This is a genomic window from Halovenus halobia (assembly GCF_051414135.1).
Classification (GTDB): Archaea; Halobacteriota; Halobacteria; order Halobacteriales; family Haloarculaceae; genus Halovenus; species Halovenus halobia.
This window is the reverse complement of sequence record NZ_JBLKOA010000001.1, coordinates 1,248,965-1,265,644: the sequence shown is the minus strand read 5'-3', so window position 1 is coordinate 1,265,644 and position 16,680 is coordinate 1,248,965. Positions and strand designations below refer to the sequence as shown.

Here is a 16,680-nt window from a genome sequence, read left to right as displayed (position 1 = left end):
ACAGGTTGTTTTTTACACTGCCGGACAGGGACGCGACAAAGTTTATCCGGGAGATGGGACAGTATATGATATGGGACACGGTCAGGATTACAGCCAGTACGAGGAGGGGAGACACCTGAACTACTGGGCGGTTGACGAGACAGCACAGCGAGAAATCGAACGAATCTACGACGACGAGGAGTTCGAGTGGGCCGAACCGAAACTCGACGAACTGGGGGAAGTCATCGGCCAAACCGTCGCCGACAACGCCGATTACATCGACAAGCACGGCCCGGAACTGCACACCTACGACAAACACGGCAACATCCAGAACTTCGTGCGATACCAGGCCGAACAGTTCGAGAACGAACGACTCGTCTACGAGTCGGGACTGATTGCCGACTGTTTCCAGGCACCACCGGACCGGGAAGAACCACTGCCGCTGACACACTTCCTCTCGATGTTTTACCTGCTCACCTACGCCGAGGGGACCGGTTTCGGCTGCCCGGTTGCAATGACAGCAGGGGCGGCACACGTTCTCGAACAGTTCGACGACGGGGACCTCTCAGAGTACTTCGAGGCGCTGACCAGCAGCGACCACGACGCCATGATCGAGGGGGCGATGTTTCTCACCGAGGAGCAGGGCGGCAGCGATGTCGGTGCCAACGAGACGACCGCCGAGTACGACGAGGAGGCGGGTTGCTGGCGGTTGACTGGCGAGAAGTGGTTCTGCTCGAACGTCGACGCCGAGGGAACGCTTGTCCTCGCCCGCACGCCTGACGCGCCCGACGGAACCGAGGGCCTGTCGATGTTTCTGGTGCCTCACGGGGACCCTGACGATGGTGTGATGACGAAGGGCAAGCGAGACTCCTTCGACGGACCGCCGCCTGCGGAAGCGGTCAACGACCAACTGTACCGACGGCTGAAGGACAAACTCGGGACGACTGCAGTCCCCACCGGAGAGGTCGAACTGGAGGGTGCGAAAGGCTTCCTCGTCGGCGAGGAGGAAAATGGCTTCAAGCAGATGACGGAGATGCTCAATCTCGAGCGCCTCTCGAACGCGACGGGTGCCTGTGGGATTATGGCCCGTGCACTGCTAGAGAGCAAGATTCACGCCGCCAACCGCGAAGCCTTCGGCGAGACGATCGACCAGTATCCGCTGATGCGCGCCGATTTGGTCGATATGACTGTCGACCACGAGGCTGCGACGGCGTTCACGTTCGAGGCGGCGCGGCTGTTCGGCGAGCGCGAGCAGGCACGGCGAGATGGCGAAGACGCTGAGGAGAGCTACCGGCTGATGCGGCTGTTGCTCCCGATTGCGAAGCTCCGAACCGCGCGAATGGCTATCGACACGGCCTCCTACGCGATGGAGGTTCAGGGCGGCAACGGCTACGTCGACGAGTTCGTGACCAACCGCCTGCTCCGTGACGCGCAGGTGTTGCCCATCTGGGAAGGCACCGAGAACATCCTCGCGCTGGACGTGTTGCGCGCGCTCGAACGCGAGAACGCACACGAACCGTTCATGCGGGTGATGCAGGAGCGCCTCGACGCAATCGAGCACCCGGCACTGACCGACCACGCCGAGATTGTCGAGTCGGAGTACCAGCAGTTGACACAGGCACTGGGCGAACTCGCGACGGCTGACGGCGACTACGCACAGTTGAGCGCCAAGCGGTTGTCGAACTACATCTTCGACGTGTTCACCGCGGCGCTGTTGCTCGAGGAAGCACAGGACGAGTTAGCGGACGGCAACGGACGGCTGGCGCTTGTTGCAGAACGCTTTATCGACCGTGAACTCGCAGACAAAGACGCGCGTGGTATCACGAGCGGGGACCGATTCCCGCTCGACGAATTCGAGTCGGTCGTGAACTTCGCGCCGGTCGACCCCGAATCGTTGCGACAGCAGGCAACAGCCGACGACTAACGCGGAATATACGGATTGAACCGCGCGAACATCGTCTCGAAGATATCGTGTCCTGACGGTTTAGCCGAGCTGCTGGTATCAGGAACCGTCGTTTGAAACTGCCGTCCCCCACAGTGCGGACACTCCGTCGCAAACGAGCCCAGTTGCTCGTCACAGTCGAGACAGGTGTACTGTCGGTCGCTGCCCCGGCTCAGCGGCGACCCCCCGGGGTTATCATTATTTGCCGCCTGATTCTCAACCTCACCCCTTCTGAGTGCATGCTCTGGTCGTGCGTTCATTGTATACTGTTACCTGCACGTGGCGTAGGACACACTTTAGTAAACGGACAATAATCGCGTTCCGACTGGTACTGCTGCTGGTAATCGGTGATTACTCGAAGGCCGCCGACAGTTGCTCGCCAATTCGGTCGATTGCTTCGACACCGTGGTCGAGATGTTCGTAGAGACTGACGAAGGCGTGAATCTGTGATTCGTAGTGCATATGCTCGACATCGACGCCATCCTCGGCGAGTCGGTCGGCGTATGCAATACCCTCGTCACGGATTGGGTCGAAGCCCGCGGTGATGACCGTCGCCGGCGGCAGACCGGAGAGGTCCCGCGCCCGCAACGGGAAGGCGTACTGGTTGCCGTGGTCGGCGTCGTCGACGTACTGGTCGAGATACCACGTCACGCTGTCGAGTTCGAGCAGATAGCCCGACTCGTTCTCGTCGTAGGAGTCGAACCACCGCACGAGCGGCGAGTTGACTGCCGGGTAGATCAACACCTGATGGTCCAGCTCGGGACCATCTCGGTCACGGGCAGCGAGCGTCACCGCAGCAGTCAGGTTCCCGCCCGCGCTGTCGCCGCCGACAGCAATTCGGTCCGGGTCGCCGCCGAGGTCCGCGGCGTACTCCGCGGCCCACTCTGTCGCGGCATAACAGTCCTCGAAGCCGGCCGGGAACGGGTCCTCCGGCGCGCGCCGATAATCGACCGAGACCACTACTGCGTCGGCACGGTTCGTGAGTCTCCGACAGAGGCCGTCGTAGCCCTCAAGTGAACCTCGGACCCAGCCCCCGCCGTGGAAGAAGACCAACACCGGATGTGGCCCCTGTGCCTCGGGTGCGTAGATCCGCAGTGGTATGGGACCGTCTGGCCCCTGAATCTCGGTGTCCATCACCTCGCCGACCGGTTCTGGGTCGGGGTCAACGAATAGCTCGTCAAGCATCTCCCTGCCTTCTGGGACCGACAGAGTGAATGTTGGTGGCGTGATTCCTGCTCCGAGTGTCTCCAGAAGCGCTTCGGTCTGTGGATTGAGTTCCTCCTCGCTCATACCTGTTGCCACGAAGGGCTGGCTCTTAATTCGGTCGGCGAAACTGCACCGGGAGCCAACTGGCTTGGCACGGACTCTACGGAGCGGTGCTGGGCGTTGTCTTCCCGTTCATCGAGCAAGACGCAAAACTGCGGGCGGCACTCGGCGAGTGACTCAGGCCAGGAGCGCTTCCGGCGGGTCGCCGGGCAGTTCGTCGCGGTTGTGCTCGGCCTCGAAATCGAGGTCGGGACCGGCAGCAATGATTCGCGTTGGCGTCACGTCGGGGTGGGTCGTGTAGTAATGTTCCTTGATATGGTCCATGTTGACCGTCTCAGCAACGCCATCAGCGTTGTACAGGTCACGCAGATACGGCCAGAGGTTGTCGTACTGCTGGATCTGCTTTTTGTTACACATGAAGTGCGTATGATAGACCTGGTCGAACCGAATCAGTGTCGTGAACATGCAGATGTCCGCTTCGGTGAGTCGGTCGCCGGCGAGATACCGCTGGTCAGCAAGCACCTCGTCCCAGTGGTCCAGTGCGTCGAACAGTTCCTCGACGGCCTCGTCGTAGGCCGACTGTGACGTGGCGAACCCTGTCCGATAGACACCGTTGTTGATTGGCTCGTAGATGTCCTCGATTATCTGGTCGACGTCTTCCTGATAGCCCTCGGGGTAGAGGTTGACATCCCGGGTTGCAACATCGTCGAACTCGGTGTCGAGCATCCGCAGGATCTCCTTCGATTCGTTGTTGACGATGGTCTCTTCCTGTTTGTCCCACAGCACCGGCACGGTGACGCGACCGGTCGTGTCGGGGTCCGCCGCCTGATAGACTTCTCGGAGGTAGTCGCTGCCGTTGATGGAGTCGGTCGTGCAGCCGTCCTTGTCGGGGGTGAACTGCCAGCCACCCTCGCCGCGGTAGGGGTCGACGTAGTCGATGCTGATGGCGTCTTCGAGACCTTTCAGTTTCCGAACGAGCATCGTCCGGTGGGCCCACGGACAGGCGTTGCAGACGTAGAGGTGATAGCGACCGGCCTCCGGCTGGAATCGGGCGTCTGGGTCGTCACGAACCCAGTCTCGAAACGAGGTCTCCGAACGCTCGAACTTCCCGTCATCGTTGGTCGATTCGTAGGCGTCTGTGCGCCACTCGCCGTCGACGAGCATATTCATACCAACAGATAGGGCCTCTCCGAACATAAGCAGGGTAGTGAGTGCACTGTCACCGATATGTTCAATTGTGGAACAGTTCGGGTGTGGGCCGCTGTGACCAGCGACAGGCCGACTCCGAAGGCTTTATCCTCGCTGTTGGCCACCTTCCCCTAAGAGCAAACTATGTCCGAGAAACCTGCCTCGATGTACCGGGACATCGACAAGCCCGCGTACACTCGACGGGAGTACATCACTGGTATTCCCGGCTCGAAGATTGCACAGCACCAGATGGGCGACCGAAACAAGGACCCCGACGATTACCCGGTCCAGATTTCGCTGGTCGTCGAGGAGACGGTCCAGATTCGCCACGGTTCGCTCGAAGCCTCACGGCTGTCGGCGAACCGCTACCTGATTCAGGAACTCGGCGAGCACAATTACAAGATGGTGCTCCGGAAGTTCCCACACCAGGTCCTCCGAGAGAACAAACAGGCGACCGGCGCGGGTGCGGACCGTGTCTCCGACGGAATGCGTCAGTCCTTCGGGAAAATCGTCAGCACGGCCGCCCGAATTCAGGCCGGCGAACGACTGTTCACCGCCTACTGCGATGTCGACCAAGCGGAGGTCGTCAAGGAAGCCTACCGACGTGCGTACAACAAGATCACGCCACCGTGTCGCATCAAGGTCGAGCGCGGCAAAGACCAGCTGATCGCGTAACGTCTCCGTTTTCTTCGGTTTTCCTTGCGTGAGTCCGTACGATAGTTATTAGTACTGTAGCTTGGTACGTCTACACATGTCACTCCTAGCTGGGAAGACAGCCGTCATTACGGGGGGCGCGAGTGGGAATGGACGCGCAATCGCGGAGTTGTTCGCCGAACACGGCGCGGCAGTCGTCGTCGCTGACATCCAATCCGAGCCACGGCAAGGGGGGACGCCGACCCACGAGATGATCACCGAGCAGGGTGGTGACGCCACCTTCGTGAACTGTGACGTGACCGAATACGACGACTGTGTCGCGGCAGTCGAGGCCGCTGAGGAGTTCGGTGGCATCGACGTGATGGTGAACAACGCCGGCATCGTTGGCCCGCAAGGCCCACTGGTCGAACTGGATTTCGAGGAGTACCAGCAGTTGATGGATATCAACCTCACAGGCGTCTTCCACGGGGCGAAGGCCGCCGCACTGAAGATGATCGAACACGGCAACGGCGGCAGTATCATCAATATGTCGAGTGTCGCCGGGATGAACGGCTACGGCGGGATCACGCCGTACTCGGCCGCAAAAGGTGGCACTCGGTTGTTCTCCTACGCACTGGCGAACGAACTCGGCCCCGATGGCATCAGAGTGAATGCGGTCCACCCCGGCGTCATCGAGACAGCGATGACTGTCGAGGACCAGCCAGTTGTCGGCACTGAAGAGGGCGAGCAACTGAAACAGATGATCCCGCTACGTCGGTTCGGCGACCCGGAAGATGTCGCTGGCGTCTGTGCCTTCCTCGCCAGTGACCTGTCGTCGTACGTCAGTGCCGAATCGATCGTCGTCGACGGCGGCAACCTGAATAGTTCCTGACTCTCTCGAAGACCTCTGTTTCAGCCGATGTACCGCAGGTCTTCGTCCGACGGCGTTGGCGTTCCCTGCTCCATCTCCTGAATCTTGCGTACGACTTCCTCCATCTCGTCGGCGCGGTCCTCCAGCGAACTGTAATCGATCTCGAAGCCAAGAATCTCCTGCAGAACTTCGAGCACTGCCTGTGCGCTTTTCGGGTCGACCAGATAACCGCTGGTCTCGCCCATCAGACAGGCCGCCGGGAGGCCCCGACGCTCGCCCAGACCCAACAGGAGGCCGCTGACGCCGACGATGCCGCCGGCGGGTTCGTCGCCGCGGAACTCCACGCCGACGTCTTCGAGTTCCTCGCGCTGGTCGTCGTCGTTGATCGCACCGATGACATCGTACTCCTCGATGAGTTCGCCTGTCGGCACACCACCAAGGGCGAACGCCCGCTGTGTGTCGAACTCGTCGGCAATGTCCAGCACTTCGTCTGTCAGACCGTAGTGGCCGACGGTGTCCTGTGCCTGGTGGTCACCGGTCAGCACCAGCAGGTCAACATCATCGACGGAGACGGCGTGAATCTCTGCGCTCGCTAACTGTGTGCGGCCCTCGTCGACACTCACCTGTGGCGGCAAGTGTGTGGAGTAGACCCGTCGAACCAACTCGCCGTCGAGTTCCTCGACAAGATGTTCGGCTGCCAGTTTCCCGACGTGGCCGACGCCGGGCAACCCTTCGACAAACACTGGCTCTGCTAAGTCCGGTTCCCCAACTACCTCGACCTCGAACTCGTCCATACAGTTATTCCCGGTTGCGCCGCTTAAGAGCGCGTCGGTACTTTCCGTACCGGTCGGTCGGCGAGAATGGGGCCGGCGCACTGTTGACTGCCTCGGCACCACAATCGGGGCACTCTGACCCGAGCGTGTAGACTGGTCGGTCGTGTGTCGAGCGCCAGTCAGAACAGACCTGAATGTCAGATTTCATCGGGTTACTCGTCGTCGGAGCGGCGTTCGCGGTGGAACTCGCCCGTCCCGCCCTGGGCCTCGATAGCTTCGGCAGCGCGGTCGGCGCTGGCTTCGAGTTGGTCCTCGGCGGTCTTGTAATCGGGCGCTTGCACCTCGATACGGTACTCCGGCGCACCGACGTAGGTGACCTTCAGTTCGACTTCGTCGGGAATACCGGAAGACCCGTCTTCCGACGTCCCGTTCGAGCCGTCGGCGCTCACGGGACTTTCACCGTTACCTTCGGCGGCCTGCAGCGCCCCCTGGACGCTATCGACGCCGTCACCCGTTGGGCAGGTGAGGTCGACGTAGCCGCTGACGGTGACGTACGGAACCGAAACCTGCTCGCGAGCAGTCTCGACGATGGCGTCGAGTTGGTCATCGTCGAGGTCGACGTCTTCGAGGGCCTCGTGACCGTGAATCGCGGCCTGCTCGAAGCCGTCGTACAGCGAGTCGAAGTTGGCGAGCAGCGTGTTCGCGATGGTCGCGTAATCGTCATCAGAAATGTCTTCGCCGAAGGCGATTTCCATCCAGTTGTCCGCCTTCTGCTCGTTTTTCCACTCCTGAATCTTGTTCTTGCGCTGGTGGTCGCTGACGTCTTTTATCGAGAGATCGATTTGCTGGGCACTCTGGTCGACATCGAGGACCTTCGCAACGACGCGCTGGTCAGTGTTGACGTGGTCGCGGACATTTTTGATCCAGCCGGAGGCGACCTCGCTGATGTGACAGAGACCGCGCTTGTCCTCGTATTCGAGCAAGTCGACGAACACGCCGAAATCCTCGATCTCGTCGACGCGGCCGACGACGAGTTCGCCGGATTCGGGCCAGCCGCTGAATTTCATCGGGCCTCGACAGTGTCGACCACGTCGCCTTCGATGACAGCCTCGCCACCGGTCGGGGTCGCAAGCGTGTGCCCACAGACCGCACAGGTGACGATTGACGACGCCTTGCCGAAGACGATTTGTTCGTTATCACAGTCCGGACAGGCGACTTGGTGGAAGCTTCCTGGCATTGTTATTCCTGGAATGTTAGTCGGCCGGCACGCCATCCTTCGCGCTGGTGAGCCTTGCCACACTCACCGCAGCGGTAGCTCAGCTGTGTCTTCTTGGTTGGTTTGTCTCCACCAGGAACCTTCGAGAACTTGCCGTCGTTACCGATGCCAGACTGGCGATCTCGCTGGCGGTCGTTGACCTTCTTCATTCCTGAAGAACGGCCTGAGCGGACCTTTTCGACCTCGTGTTCGTGGTGTTCGTTACAGTGCGGACAGTACGTATTCATCCGTCGTGGCATCTCCATAGATATCGACCTTACGGACGATTCGACACGAGTGCTTAAAATCCCCACGTTTCGGCCCGGCGTCACTCCTCGGGGTCGACGCGAGGGAGCGCGATGACTGGGCGGTCGGACTCGGTCACCAACTCCAGCCCAGTATCCCCGGAGAGGAACTTGACGAGGCGGCTCCCGCCCCGTGTCTGGTAGGCAATCGCCGAGGCGTCGATATCCTCGGCGGCCTCGAAAATCGCCTCGACGACATCGCGGCTGTAGGCCGTGTGTTCGTCGGCGTCTGGGAATACCGTCCTGACGGCTTCGTAGACATCTTCGGCGACAGCCTCGGACTGCTCGACTGGCGTCTTGTCTGGGACGCCCTCGCCTTTCTCGACGACGTGCAATGCGGTGACTCGCTCGGGCTGGTACGGTTCGAGCGCGCTCGCCGTCCGCACGGCATCTTCTTTGTTGGCCAGTGGCAGGAGGACGTGTTCGAGCAGGTCTTGGGAGTCGGTCATACGAGAAGGTGACGCGCCGCTGTGGTAAAACTATCCGGGTGCTGTCGGCGGCTCTGCGGGACTCAGAAATATTTTTAAGTGAAGTTTCATGATACTACAGTGACTCGATGAGTAAGGATAGCTCGGTTTCGAGGACCGTCTCGTTGGCTGACTCGCAATCTACGCACAGTAATTCTCCGCGAACAGATACTTCGGCCCGTGGCGAGCGCGCGAGTCTCACACTGTACGCGCTGGTCGCGGTCGGTCTGCTGGTCGTCGGCCTCGTCGCCGCGTTCGTTATCACTGGCGGCGTTCTCGACGGTGACAGCCCGGCAGGCGACGTGAACGATACCGAACCGGCCGGGGACACTGACCCTACGCCAGTCGAAGATGGGCCGGACGACAACGACAGTTCAGACACTGTGGAGACGCCGGATGGTGATGACGGTGACGAGAATACGACTGACGACTCGAATAGCGACGATTCCGACAGCGGCGGTGATGACGACGGCTCCGACAGCGATTCTTCGGATGACCAGACGGACAGTGATGAAAACGAAACGGAATCTGAGGAACCAGAGTACGCGAGCCTCGTTGGAAGCGTCGAAGTGATAGACCTCGGCGTGGCTGACGAGGGAGTAGTCGGTGTCTACAACAAAGAAACGAGCAGCCTTGTTGAATTGTACGACCTGAGTAACGCGACGAATTTCATCATCGATGAGCTGCCGCCGAACAAAACCTACACCGTCAAGGTGACACCCGACCAGGCTCCCCCGAAGGAGTTCACTATCACGCCAGAGCCGGGCGAGACGATTACGCGCCAGCTTGAGGTTGGGCATGAGTTCAGGGGGACAGATGCGTTTGTCCAGGAGTGGCGCGCAGAAATTCAGGATGGCCCGACATACACTGATGGGATTACCAAGATGGATACAGACGGAAATCTGTACAACGCATGGGATGACCCGCCATCACCGGAGCGATACAAGAACCTGTATGTTGCAGACACGGGCCAATCCCTCACGACCTTCGGGAAGGGAGAATGGCAACAGTCCAGTCAGGATTTCGGCCCTGAAAACTGGGGTGTGGCTGAGAAGCTGCCGCTGGAAGGTCTTGGCGGAGTAGAGGACAGAGTTTACCAGAAGGAGACTGAGCGAAGAAACGGGAATGGAACAGTGTACCAGTACTACCTGCCAGCAGACCGTGAGTCATTCAACAGCGATGATTGGGGAGTGTACGTCAATGTCGACCCAGAAACGGGGTACGTGACCTCATTCAGCTACCCCGAGACTGAGACATACGAGTCTTCTGTGACTATAGTGAAGAAGCACGGGAACGAGAGCATAGAGGCTCTGCCAGAACGGTTTCAAGAGTAAGTTGCGAACGATTTCTACTATCTGGGGCCTGGACCGTCGTCGTCACCAGATGGAATAATATCGAAATGAGCCGGACCCCAGCCCGAGATATTATCCCCGACGTCGAGGAACACTCTGCCACGCGCATCTGCGTCGGCGTCAAAACCCTCTAAGAACTGATTGCTATTCTTAACACTGCCTTTGCTACCACTGTAGCTGCCACTTACTTTTGAGGGTGAGACTTTGTACGGATGTTCGCTATCGGTCATCGATATCCACGTTGCTTGTTTGTGTGTGGTGTCGGCACCAATCTGAGCTTCCACATCGAAGTTTTCGTAGGTTCCTGCTTCGATTTCGGCGTTGTTCAAGTTGGTACCGACGTAGAGACAGTTGTCTGGTTGATCACAGCCACCACCACCGCCGCCACCGCCGCCACCGCCGCCGGTATCTGGAATCGGCGCTGAATCGCTGTCGTCGTTAGACCGAACCGTCAGCGTGTTGTCTTTGGTGGTGTCGAAGAGGGTCGTTTTCCACGTAAACGTCTGGGACTCACCAGGGTTGAGATTGAGGTCGTATTCGGCAGTCCCGCCGAAGCCGACGCGGCTAGGGCGGTCGGTCGTCCACTTGATATCCTGAGTGTCGGCTCTGCTACCAGTGTTCGTGACTTGTATCGTAGCCTTGTGCTGCGTCCCAAAGGGGGTGAGTTCGACTTGTTTGAGGTTGACGGAGAAACTGGCTGGGTCGTAGACATCGACGGTGAGCGTATCTTTGTCGGACTCACTTTCCACCTCAAGTGTTTGTGGGCCTGAGAGTGTGGAGGCTACGCTGAAGTCGAAGTAGTCGCCAAATTCGTAGCTACCACCACCTGTGCCCAGTTCTGGGAATTTCTTTGTCTCTCCTGGTGCAAGCGTGATACGTTGCGCCTTTAGCAAGCGACCAGTCGCTCCTGGGAACGTAACAGCAATCGTCTGCGTATCCGCTTTTGAGCCGGTATTTGTAACGGTGAAGGCTGGCTTAACTTCCTCGCCAGCAGGAACCGCTGTGCGGGTCGTCTTCGTCCCACTCCAATATCGACGCGAATAGGAGAGTTCCGCCGGCGCAGCGTAGATGTCGACTGCGAAGGTGGCCGAGTCACGAACCGTTACAGCTTGGCGCACTGTTCGTGCGGTACCGTTGTCGTCCCGAACGACTGTCATGATGACGTGGCGGCCCGTCGTGTTCGGCGCGAACGACAGCGAGCGCGTGATACTGTCGGTGTCGAGAAACTCACCGCGACGATACCCACCATTGACGTACCACTCGACAGATTGCAGTTGTCCGACAACTGCCCGCGCGTCGAGGTCGAACTGCGCTGTCTCGTTGATACCCATCTTGTCGGGACCGGCAAGCGTCGCGTTCGGCGGTGTTCCCGCCTGAACAGTGACGTACATCGTATCAGTGGCGGTGTGGCCTCCCTTGTCTTCGACTGTCAGATTGACCACGTACCCACCACTCTCTGTCGGGCGAAACTGTGTGCGCTCACACCGCGGGCAAGCTGGCGATATCGTCGTTCCGTTCGGGTGCTCGATACGCCACCGGTAGGCGGCGAGACTGCCCTCGGCCGCGCGTGAGCCGTAGGCGTCGAGATAGACGACAGCACCGACGGGAACAGTCTGGTCCAACCCCGCCTCGGCAAACGGCTGGGAGTCGTTCGTATCGACCACGGCGGTCCCAGAGGCGGTCGGAGTGCCGTCGGCCGAGGCGCCGACAGACCCGACCCCGACACAGAGAATTGCGAGCAGACAGCCAGCGAGGATGACGCTCACAGAGCGGCCAGTCATGTCAGGCAAAAATCCATCTCTGTTTGTATAAAAACGCTCGTATTCGGGTCAAGTAGCCGGAATAGGAGTCCGGCAAATATTTCCCTCCGCCTCACACACTCAGCATACAACTCGCCTGTGGTGTCGGACGAATTGATATGGTAACCTACGTCGACTGGCGACAGAGTGTCGCGCTGACCGGGACGGTCATCAAGTGGCTCGCAGTCGCGATGGTCGTGCCACTGGTGACGAGCCTCGTCTACGGCGAGGATACGATGGTCTTTCTCGCCTCGATGGCGATTGCCGTCGCCGTCGGATTCGGGCTGGAGCAACTCGGCGACGACCGAGACCTCAAACCGCCAGCGGCGATGTTGCTGGTTGCGCTGGCGTGGCTCGGAGCCGCACTCGTCGGTGCGGTGCCGTACATCATCGCCGGAACGGGCACAATTGCGAATCCAATCAACGCCGTCTTCGAGTCGATGAGCGGCTTCACGACGACCGGCGCAACGGTGCTGGGCGAAATCTCGACGGACCAGCACTCACACGCCATCATGATCTGGCGACAGCTCACCCAGTGGCTCGGCGGCATGGGAATCATCGTGTTGATGATCGCTATTCTCCCCGAAATCGCGGTCAACGGCTCACAGTTGATGCAGCGGGAGGCTCCCGGCCCCGAATTACAGAAACTTACCCCACGAATTGCCGAAACTGCACGCGTGCTCTGGCTCGTCTATCTCGCATTCACGCTGCTGTTTATGTTCCTGATGACGGCGCTGCACTACTCCGGGCTGGCCCCGGAGATGAACCTCTACAACGCCATTGCTCACGGCTTTTCGACGCTTCCGACCGGCGGGTTCTCGCCGAAAGGCAACAGTATCGCTGCCTTCCAGCCAATCGTTCAGTGGCTGTTCGTCCCGTTCATGGTCGTGGCAGGCACGAACTTCGCACTCTTCTGGTATCTGCGAAACGGGAAGCTCAGCATCGTCGCCGAAGACCCCGAATTCCGTGCGTATCTCGGCGCGCTCGTGACGATTACGGTCGTGCTCGCTGGCTTGCTGTATGCGGGCGCGGCACCGGCACTCGGCGAACTCGGCGGCCAGACCGCTGGCGAACTCGAGAATGCGGCGCGACAGGCGGCGTTCCAGATTGGCTCGCTGATGAACTCGACGGGCTACGCGACGAGTGACTTCGCGCAGTGGGATTCGAGCGTCCAGATTCTGTTGCTGTTTGCGATGTTCATCGGCGGTTCTGCGGGGTCGACCGGCGGGGGAATCAAGGTCGTCCGGTGGCTCATCGTCATCAAGACGGCGAAACGAGAGCTGAATACCACGGCGCGGCCGGACACGGTACAGCCAATCAGACTCGGGAGCCAGGTCGTCGACGAGGACGCTGTCCGGGGCGTCCTCGCCTTCACACTCTTGTACATCGTCCTGGTTGCCGTCGGGATGGTTATCTTCGCAATCGACGCGGGCCGGACCGCAGACCTCTCGCTGGCCCCAATCGACGCGCTGAGCGCCAGTCTCGCAACTGTCGGGAACATCGGGCCCGGATTCGGCCCAGTCGGTCCCTTCGGGAGTTACACCGCGTTCCCGAACAGCTCGAAGGTGCTCATGATTCTGTTCATGTGGCTGGGGCGGCTGGAAATTATCCCCGTGCTGGCGATGTTCACCGGCTCCTTCTGGGGGCGGTGACCGGAGCAGTCACGGAGTTTTAATACGAGCGTTGCGTCCAGCCGGTATGGATAGGTGGAAGCGCCGTGCGCTGGGGTATATTGGCTTCGTTTCGGTAGCCCTGGTGTTGACGGCGCTTGGCTATATGCGCGGGATGCGCGTCTACGAGGGCGAGCCACGGACGTTTCTGGAGGCGTTTCAGTTCGCCGTCGAGATGTTCACCACCACCGGCTTCGGCGGGTCGGCACCGTGGGACAGCCCACAGATGAACCTCTACATCGCGGTCACTGACCTGCTGGGGATGGCACTGCTGGTCGGGACATTGCCAGTGTTCGTCGGACCGGTACTCGAGCAAGCACTGTCGACATCTGCGCCGACAGAACTCGAAACCGACCTGAGCGACCACGTGGTCATCTGTTCGTACACCTCCCGCACGCAGGAACTCATTGCTGACCTCGACGCACAGAATGTGCCCTATGTCATCGTCGAACGCGACCGCGAACGCGCGGACGAACTCGTCGAGAACGGTCACCGGGCTATCAGGGCCGACCCGGAGTCGACGGCGGGGCTGACCGCTGCGGGGCTCTCGACGGCCCGGGCGCTGTTCGCAGACGTCTCCGACCAGGTCGACGCCAGCATCGTCCTGGCCGCCAAGGAAGTTGCCGAGGACGTGTCAGTGGTCAGCGTCGTCGAAGAGCCAGAACTGGCGAAATATCACCGGCTCGCGGGCGCTGACCACGTCCTCTCGCCGCGACAGCTTCTCGGCCAGAGTCTCGCCCAGAAAGTAACCACCGCACTGCAGTCGGAAGTCGACGAGGCCATCGAAATCAACGGTGACCTCGAACTTGTCGAGGTATCGATTCGCCACGGTAGCGACCTTGCTGGCACGACACTTGCCGACAGCACGGTCCGCGAGCAGTCAGGCGTCAACGTCGTCGGCGCGTGGATCCGCGGCGAGTTCGTCCCCTCACCCGAACCGAAGACTGAACTGCCACCCGGGACGGTATTACTCGTCTCTGGCCGACCAGACCAGCTCACGGCGCTGGTCGAGATGACCCAGTCCTCAGTTCGACGGTTCCAGGCCGGGCGGACAGTCGTCGTCGGCCACGGCGCAGTCGGTCGAACAGTCGCAAACGCCCTCAGTGAGGCCGGAATTACGCACACAGTCGTCGACATCGAGGAGAAACCAGCGGTCGATGTAGTTGGAGACGCAACCGAGCCAGAGATACTCGAACAGGCGGGCGTCGCAGACGCACAGACTGTCGTACTCGCGCTGCCGGGCGATACGATGACCGAGTTCGCGACGCTGATGGTTCGGGATCTAGCGCCGGACGTGGAAATAATCACCCGCGTCGACGACAACGCAAACAGCTCCAAAACCTACCGGGCGGGTGCTGACTACGTGCTTTCGCTCGCGACGGTCACCGGGCGGATGTCAACGTCATATCTGCTGGACGACCGGGACCGCCTGTCGGTCGACCAGCAGGTCGAGGTCCGCCGACTCAGGGCGCCAGAACTCGACGGACAAACAGTTGCCACCGCGAACATTCGTGACAGAACTGGCTGTACTGTAATCGCAATCGAGCGCGGTGACGAGACACAGACTGAGATCGGCCCTGACACGACAATCACCGCCAGTGACGAACTCATCGTCGTCGGGACCGACGACAACCTCCGAGAGTTCGAGGAACGGTTCACCTGATCACGAGGTCCAGAATGACTTCGTGAACAGGACGAGTACAGGAATTATCTCGATACGACCAATCCACATCAACACGATCAGGACGAGTTTCGTGCTTGTCGGGAAGATGTCGTAGGTTCCGAAGGGGCCGGCCGCGCCGAAGGCAGGACCGATGTTCAGGAACGTCGAGGCCGCCGCACCCATTGCGTCGAACTCCGAGACGGTCACCCCCGAGAGTCGCTGGGCGTCGACGACAATGACGATTGTGAGCAGGAAGAAGATAATCAGACTCAACAGCAGGTAGGCGTAGATATCCCGAATCGTCGACTCCTCAACCGACTCGTCCGAGATGCGGACCGGGCGAATCGCTTCGGGATGGATACTGGTGTACAGCGACCGTCGCAGCGATTTCAGCGCAACGAGCCACCGGAGCGATTTTATCGAGCAGGTCGTCGAACCGACCATCCCGCCGAGAAACATCGAGACGAAAATCATGTGCTGGCCAGTGGACGACCAGAGCGTGTAGTCAGTGCTCGCATAGCCCGTTGTCGTAATAATCGAGGTGATGTTGAACAGCGCGTGGCGGATCGTCCCCTCGGGCCCGAAATTGATTGTGGGGTCAATTACCAGCGCACTGATAACGATCGTCGTAAAAACGGCAACCGTCCCCAGATAGAAGTGAAATTCCTCGTTGCGAAGGAGACGCATCGGCTGGCCGTTGATAAACAGATACAGCAGGACGAAGTTTGTCGACCCCACGAGCATGAACGGAATCATCGCCCACTGTGCGGCGGGGGCAAACGCCGCGGCACTCTCCGGTTCGGGCGAGAATCCAGCCGTCGCGACCGACGTAAAGGCGTGGGCAACAGCGTTGTACAGCCCCATATTCGGGGCGAGGCCGGTAAGCCCAAGTCCGTAATAGACGAGGACAGCGAGGGCAGTAATGCCAATATACAGCCCCCAGATGAGTTGGGCTGTCTCCGAAATCTGCGGCGTGAGTTTGTCGACGTTGGTGGTCTGAGTCTCAGTCTCCATCAGTTGCGCCCCACCAACCCCCAGCGAAGACAACAGTGCGGTGGCGAGAATCAGAATTCCGAGCCCGCCGAGCCACTGGATGAGCTGTCGCCACATCAGAATCGACTTCCCGTGGACCGAGAAATCCTGAAAGACCGTCCCGCCGGTCGTCGTCAGCCCGCTCATCGCCTCGAACATAGCGTTAATCGGTCCCGCAATCGTGCCGTTCCCGGCGACGACAAACGGAATCGCACCGACTGCAGCAACGAGCAACCAGATCAGCGCAACGGCGAGAAAGGCCTCTCGTGGCCCAAGATTTGCCTCCCGGTCGCCCAGCAGACTCATCCCACCGCCGAGAACGAGTGTCGCTGCAATTCCCACAACGAAGGGCAACAGCGCCTCGCTGTAGTAGACAGCAATCCCGAGCGGGAAGACCATCGGTACGGCTAGATAGACCAGTACCGTACCAGTCAAGTCGAGGCTTGCACCCACGTTGACACGGATTCTGGGCAGAGAGGACATAT

Annotated in this window: 16 protein-coding genes; 6 read left to right on the top strand and 10 right to left on the bottom strand. The window is 60.0% G+C overall.

Features of this window, described 5'->3' with window-relative positions; all coding sequences use genetic code 11:
• The first annotated feature begins 70 nt into the window (after positions 1-70).
• Positions 71-1,903 carry an acyl-CoA dehydrogenase family protein gene (locus tag ACMGFM_RS06750; protein ID WP_436901677.1) on the top strand — a complete coding sequence of 611 codons (1,833 nt, stop codon included), beginning with the start codon at positions 71-73 and terminating at the stop codon, positions 1,901-1,903.
• A gap of 369 nt (positions 1,904-2,272) precedes the next feature.
• Here ACMGFM_RS06750 and lipP1 read toward each other — a convergent pair whose 3' ends face one another.
• The gene (gene lipP1, locus ACMGFM_RS06745) at positions 2,273-3,211 is read right to left on the bottom strand and encodes a LipP1 family hormone-sensitive lipase (RefSeq protein ID WP_436901676.1); all 939 of its coding nucleotides are present in this window, start codon (positions 3,209-3,211) and stop codon (positions 2,273-2,275) included.
• 153 nt (positions 3,212-3,364) lie between these two features.
• Complete coding sequence (locus tag ACMGFM_RS06740; protein WP_436901675.1) at positions 3,365-4,357, bottom strand: glutathione S-transferase family protein; 993 nt, start codon at positions 4,355-4,357, stop codon at positions 3,365-3,367.
• Positions 4,358-4,519: 162 nt separating this feature from the next.
• On the opposite strand from ACMGFM_RS06740, the gene ACMGFM_RS06735 reads away from it, so the two are divergent.
• Together ACMGFM_RS06735 and ACMGFM_RS06730 are read left to right on the top strand one after the other, a co-directional pair.
• Complete coding sequence (locus tag ACMGFM_RS06735) at positions 4,520-5,050, top strand: 50S ribosomal protein L16 (RefSeq protein ID WP_436901674.1); 531 nt, start codon at positions 4,520-4,522, stop codon at positions 5,048-5,050.
• Positions 5,051-5,126: 76 nt separating this feature from the next.
• The gene (locus tag ACMGFM_RS06730) at positions 5,127-5,900 is read left to right on the top strand and encodes an SDR family NAD(P)-dependent oxidoreductase (protein WP_436901673.1); all 774 of its coding nucleotides are present in this window, start codon (positions 5,127-5,129) and stop codon (positions 5,898-5,900) included.
• A gap of 20 nt (positions 5,901-5,920) precedes the next feature.
• On the opposite strand, the gene ACMGFM_RS06725 is transcribed toward ACMGFM_RS06730, so the two are convergent.
• From ACMGFM_RS06725 to ACMGFM_RS06700, 6 genes are all read right to left on the bottom strand, one after another.
• The gene (locus ACMGFM_RS06725) at positions 5,921-6,673 is read right to left on the bottom strand and encodes a proteasome assembly chaperone family protein (RefSeq protein ID WP_436901672.1); all 753 of its coding nucleotides are present in this window, start codon (positions 6,671-6,673) and stop codon (positions 5,921-5,923) included.
• A 4-nt stretch (positions 6,674-6,677) separates the two neighbouring features.
• Positions 6,678-6,860 (bottom strand): RNA-protein complex protein Nop10, encoded by a 183-nt coding sequence (locus ACMGFM_RS06720; RefSeq protein WP_436901671.1) that lies wholly within the window; start codon positions 6,858-6,860, stop codon positions 6,678-6,680.
• Between the two features lie 4 nt (positions 6,861-6,864).
• Entirely contained in the window at positions 6,865-7,719 is an 855-nt protein-coding gene (locus ACMGFM_RS06715; protein ID WP_436901670.1) for a translation initiation factor IF-2 subunit alpha, read from the bottom strand.
• Positions 7,716-7,889 carry a 30S ribosomal protein S27e gene (locus ACMGFM_RS06710; protein ID WP_436901669.1) on the bottom strand — a complete coding sequence of 58 codons (174 nt, stop codon included), beginning with the start codon at positions 7,887-7,889 and terminating at the stop codon, positions 7,716-7,718. Before ACMGFM_RS06710 ends, ACMGFM_RS06715 begins: the two co-directional genes overlap by 4 nt.
• A gap of 2 nt (positions 7,890-7,891) precedes the next feature.
• Positions 7,892-8,173 (bottom strand): 50S ribosomal protein L44e, encoded by a 282-nt coding sequence (locus tag ACMGFM_RS06705; protein WP_436901668.1) that lies wholly within the window; start codon positions 8,171-8,173, stop codon positions 7,892-7,894.
• A gap of 62 nt (positions 8,174-8,235) precedes the next feature.
• The gene (locus ACMGFM_RS06700) at positions 8,236-8,661 is read right to left on the bottom strand and encodes a universal stress protein (RefSeq protein WP_436901667.1); all 426 of its coding nucleotides are present in this window, start codon (positions 8,659-8,661) and stop codon (positions 8,236-8,238) included.
• A gap of 107 nt (positions 8,662-8,768) precedes the next feature.
• On the opposite strand from ACMGFM_RS06700, the gene ACMGFM_RS06695 reads away from it, so the two are divergent.
• A complete protein-coding gene (locus ACMGFM_RS06695; RefSeq protein WP_436901666.1) occupies positions 8,769-10,013 on the top strand; it encodes a hypothetical protein in 1,245 nt (414 codons plus the stop codon).
• 17 nt (positions 10,014-10,030) lie between these two features.
• On the opposite strand, the gene ACMGFM_RS06690 is transcribed toward ACMGFM_RS06695, so the two are convergent.
• On the bottom strand, positions 10,031-11,812 hold the full coding sequence (locus ACMGFM_RS06690; protein WP_436901665.1) for a PKD domain-containing protein: 1,782 nt from the start codon (positions 11,810-11,812) through the stop codon (positions 10,031-10,033).
• A 137-nt stretch (positions 11,813-11,949) separates the two neighbouring features.
• Here ACMGFM_RS06690 and ACMGFM_RS06685 point away from each other — a divergent pair, with 137 nt between their 5' ends.
• Both ACMGFM_RS06685 and ACMGFM_RS06680 read left to right on the top strand, forming a co-directional pair.
• The gene (locus ACMGFM_RS06685; protein WP_436901664.1) at positions 11,950-13,482 is read left to right on the top strand and encodes a TrkH family potassium uptake protein; all 1,533 of its coding nucleotides are present in this window, start codon (positions 11,950-11,952) and stop codon (positions 13,480-13,482) included.
• Between the two features lie 46 nt (positions 13,483-13,528).
• Positions 13,529-15,163: a potassium channel family protein gene (locus tag ACMGFM_RS06680; RefSeq protein WP_436901663.1), complete on the top strand. Its 1,635-nt coding sequence runs from the start codon at positions 13,529-13,531 to the stop codon at positions 15,161-15,163.
• Here ACMGFM_RS06680 and ACMGFM_RS06675 read toward each other — a convergent pair whose 3' ends face one another.
• Positions 15,164-16,678: a TrkH family potassium uptake protein gene (locus tag ACMGFM_RS06675; protein WP_436901662.1), complete on the bottom strand. Its 1,515-nt coding sequence runs from the start codon at positions 16,676-16,678 to the stop codon at positions 15,164-15,166. It abuts the gene before it with no gap.
• Between the last annotated feature and the right edge of the window lie 2 nt (positions 16,679-16,680).

Coding starts and splice junctions, on each gene's coding strand:
- ACMGFM_RS06700 (WP_436901667.1), bottom strand. CDS start 8,661: ATGACCGACTCCCAAGACCTGCTCGAACACGTCCTCCTGCCACTGGCC.
- ACMGFM_RS06735 (WP_436901674.1), top strand. CDS start 4,520: ATGTCCGAGAAACCTGCCTCGATGTACCGGGACATCGACAAGCCCGCG.
- ACMGFM_RS06720 (WP_436901671.1), bottom strand. CDS start 6,860: ATGAAATCTGACATTCAGGTCTGTTCTGACTGGCGCTCGACACACGAC.
- ACMGFM_RS06710 (WP_436901669.1), bottom strand. CDS start 7,889: ATGCCAGGAAGCTTCCACCAAGTCGCCTGTCCGGACTGTGATAACGAA.
- ACMGFM_RS06715 (WP_436901670.1), bottom strand. CDS start 7,719: ATGAAATTCAGCGGCTGGCCCGAATCCGGCGAACTCGTCGTCGGCCGC.
- ACMGFM_RS06680 (WP_436901663.1), top strand. CDS start 13,529: ATGGATAGGTGGAAGCGCCGTGCGCTGGGGTATATTGGCTTCGTTTCG.
- ACMGFM_RS06675 (WP_436901662.1), bottom strand. CDS start 16,678: ATGTCCTCTCTGCCCAGAATCCGTGTCAACGTGGGTGCAAGCCTCGAC.
- ACMGFM_RS06750 (WP_436901677.1), top strand. CDS start 71: ATGGGACACGGTCAGGATTACAGCCAGTACGAGGAGGGGAGACACCTG.
- ACMGFM_RS06705 (WP_436901668.1), bottom strand. CDS start 8,173: ATGGAGATGCCACGACGGATGAATACGTACTGTCCGCACTGTAACGAA.
- ACMGFM_RS06685 (WP_436901664.1), top strand. CDS start 11,950: ATGGTAACCTACGTCGACTGGCGACAGAGTGTCGCGCTGACCGGGACG.
- ACMGFM_RS06695 (WP_436901666.1), top strand. CDS start 8,769: ATGAGTAAGGATAGCTCGGTTTCGAGGACCGTCTCGTTGGCTGACTCG.
- ACMGFM_RS06730 (WP_436901673.1), top strand. CDS start 5,127: ATGTCACTCCTAGCTGGGAAGACAGCCGTCATTACGGGGGGCGCGAGT.
- lipP1 (WP_436901676.1), bottom strand. CDS start 3,211: ATGAGCGAGGAGGAACTCAATCCACAGACCGAAGCGCTTCTGGAGACA.
- ACMGFM_RS06725 (WP_436901672.1), bottom strand. CDS start 6,673: ATGGACGAGTTCGAGGTCGAGGTAGTTGGGGAACCGGACTTAGCAGAG.
- ACMGFM_RS06740 (WP_436901675.1), bottom strand. CDS start 4,357: ATGAATATGCTCGTCGACGGCGAGTGGCGCACAGACGCCTACGAATCG.
- ACMGFM_RS06690 (WP_436901665.1), bottom strand. CDS start 11,812: ATGACTGGCCGCTCTGTGAGCGTCATCCTCGCTGGCTGTCTGCTCGCA.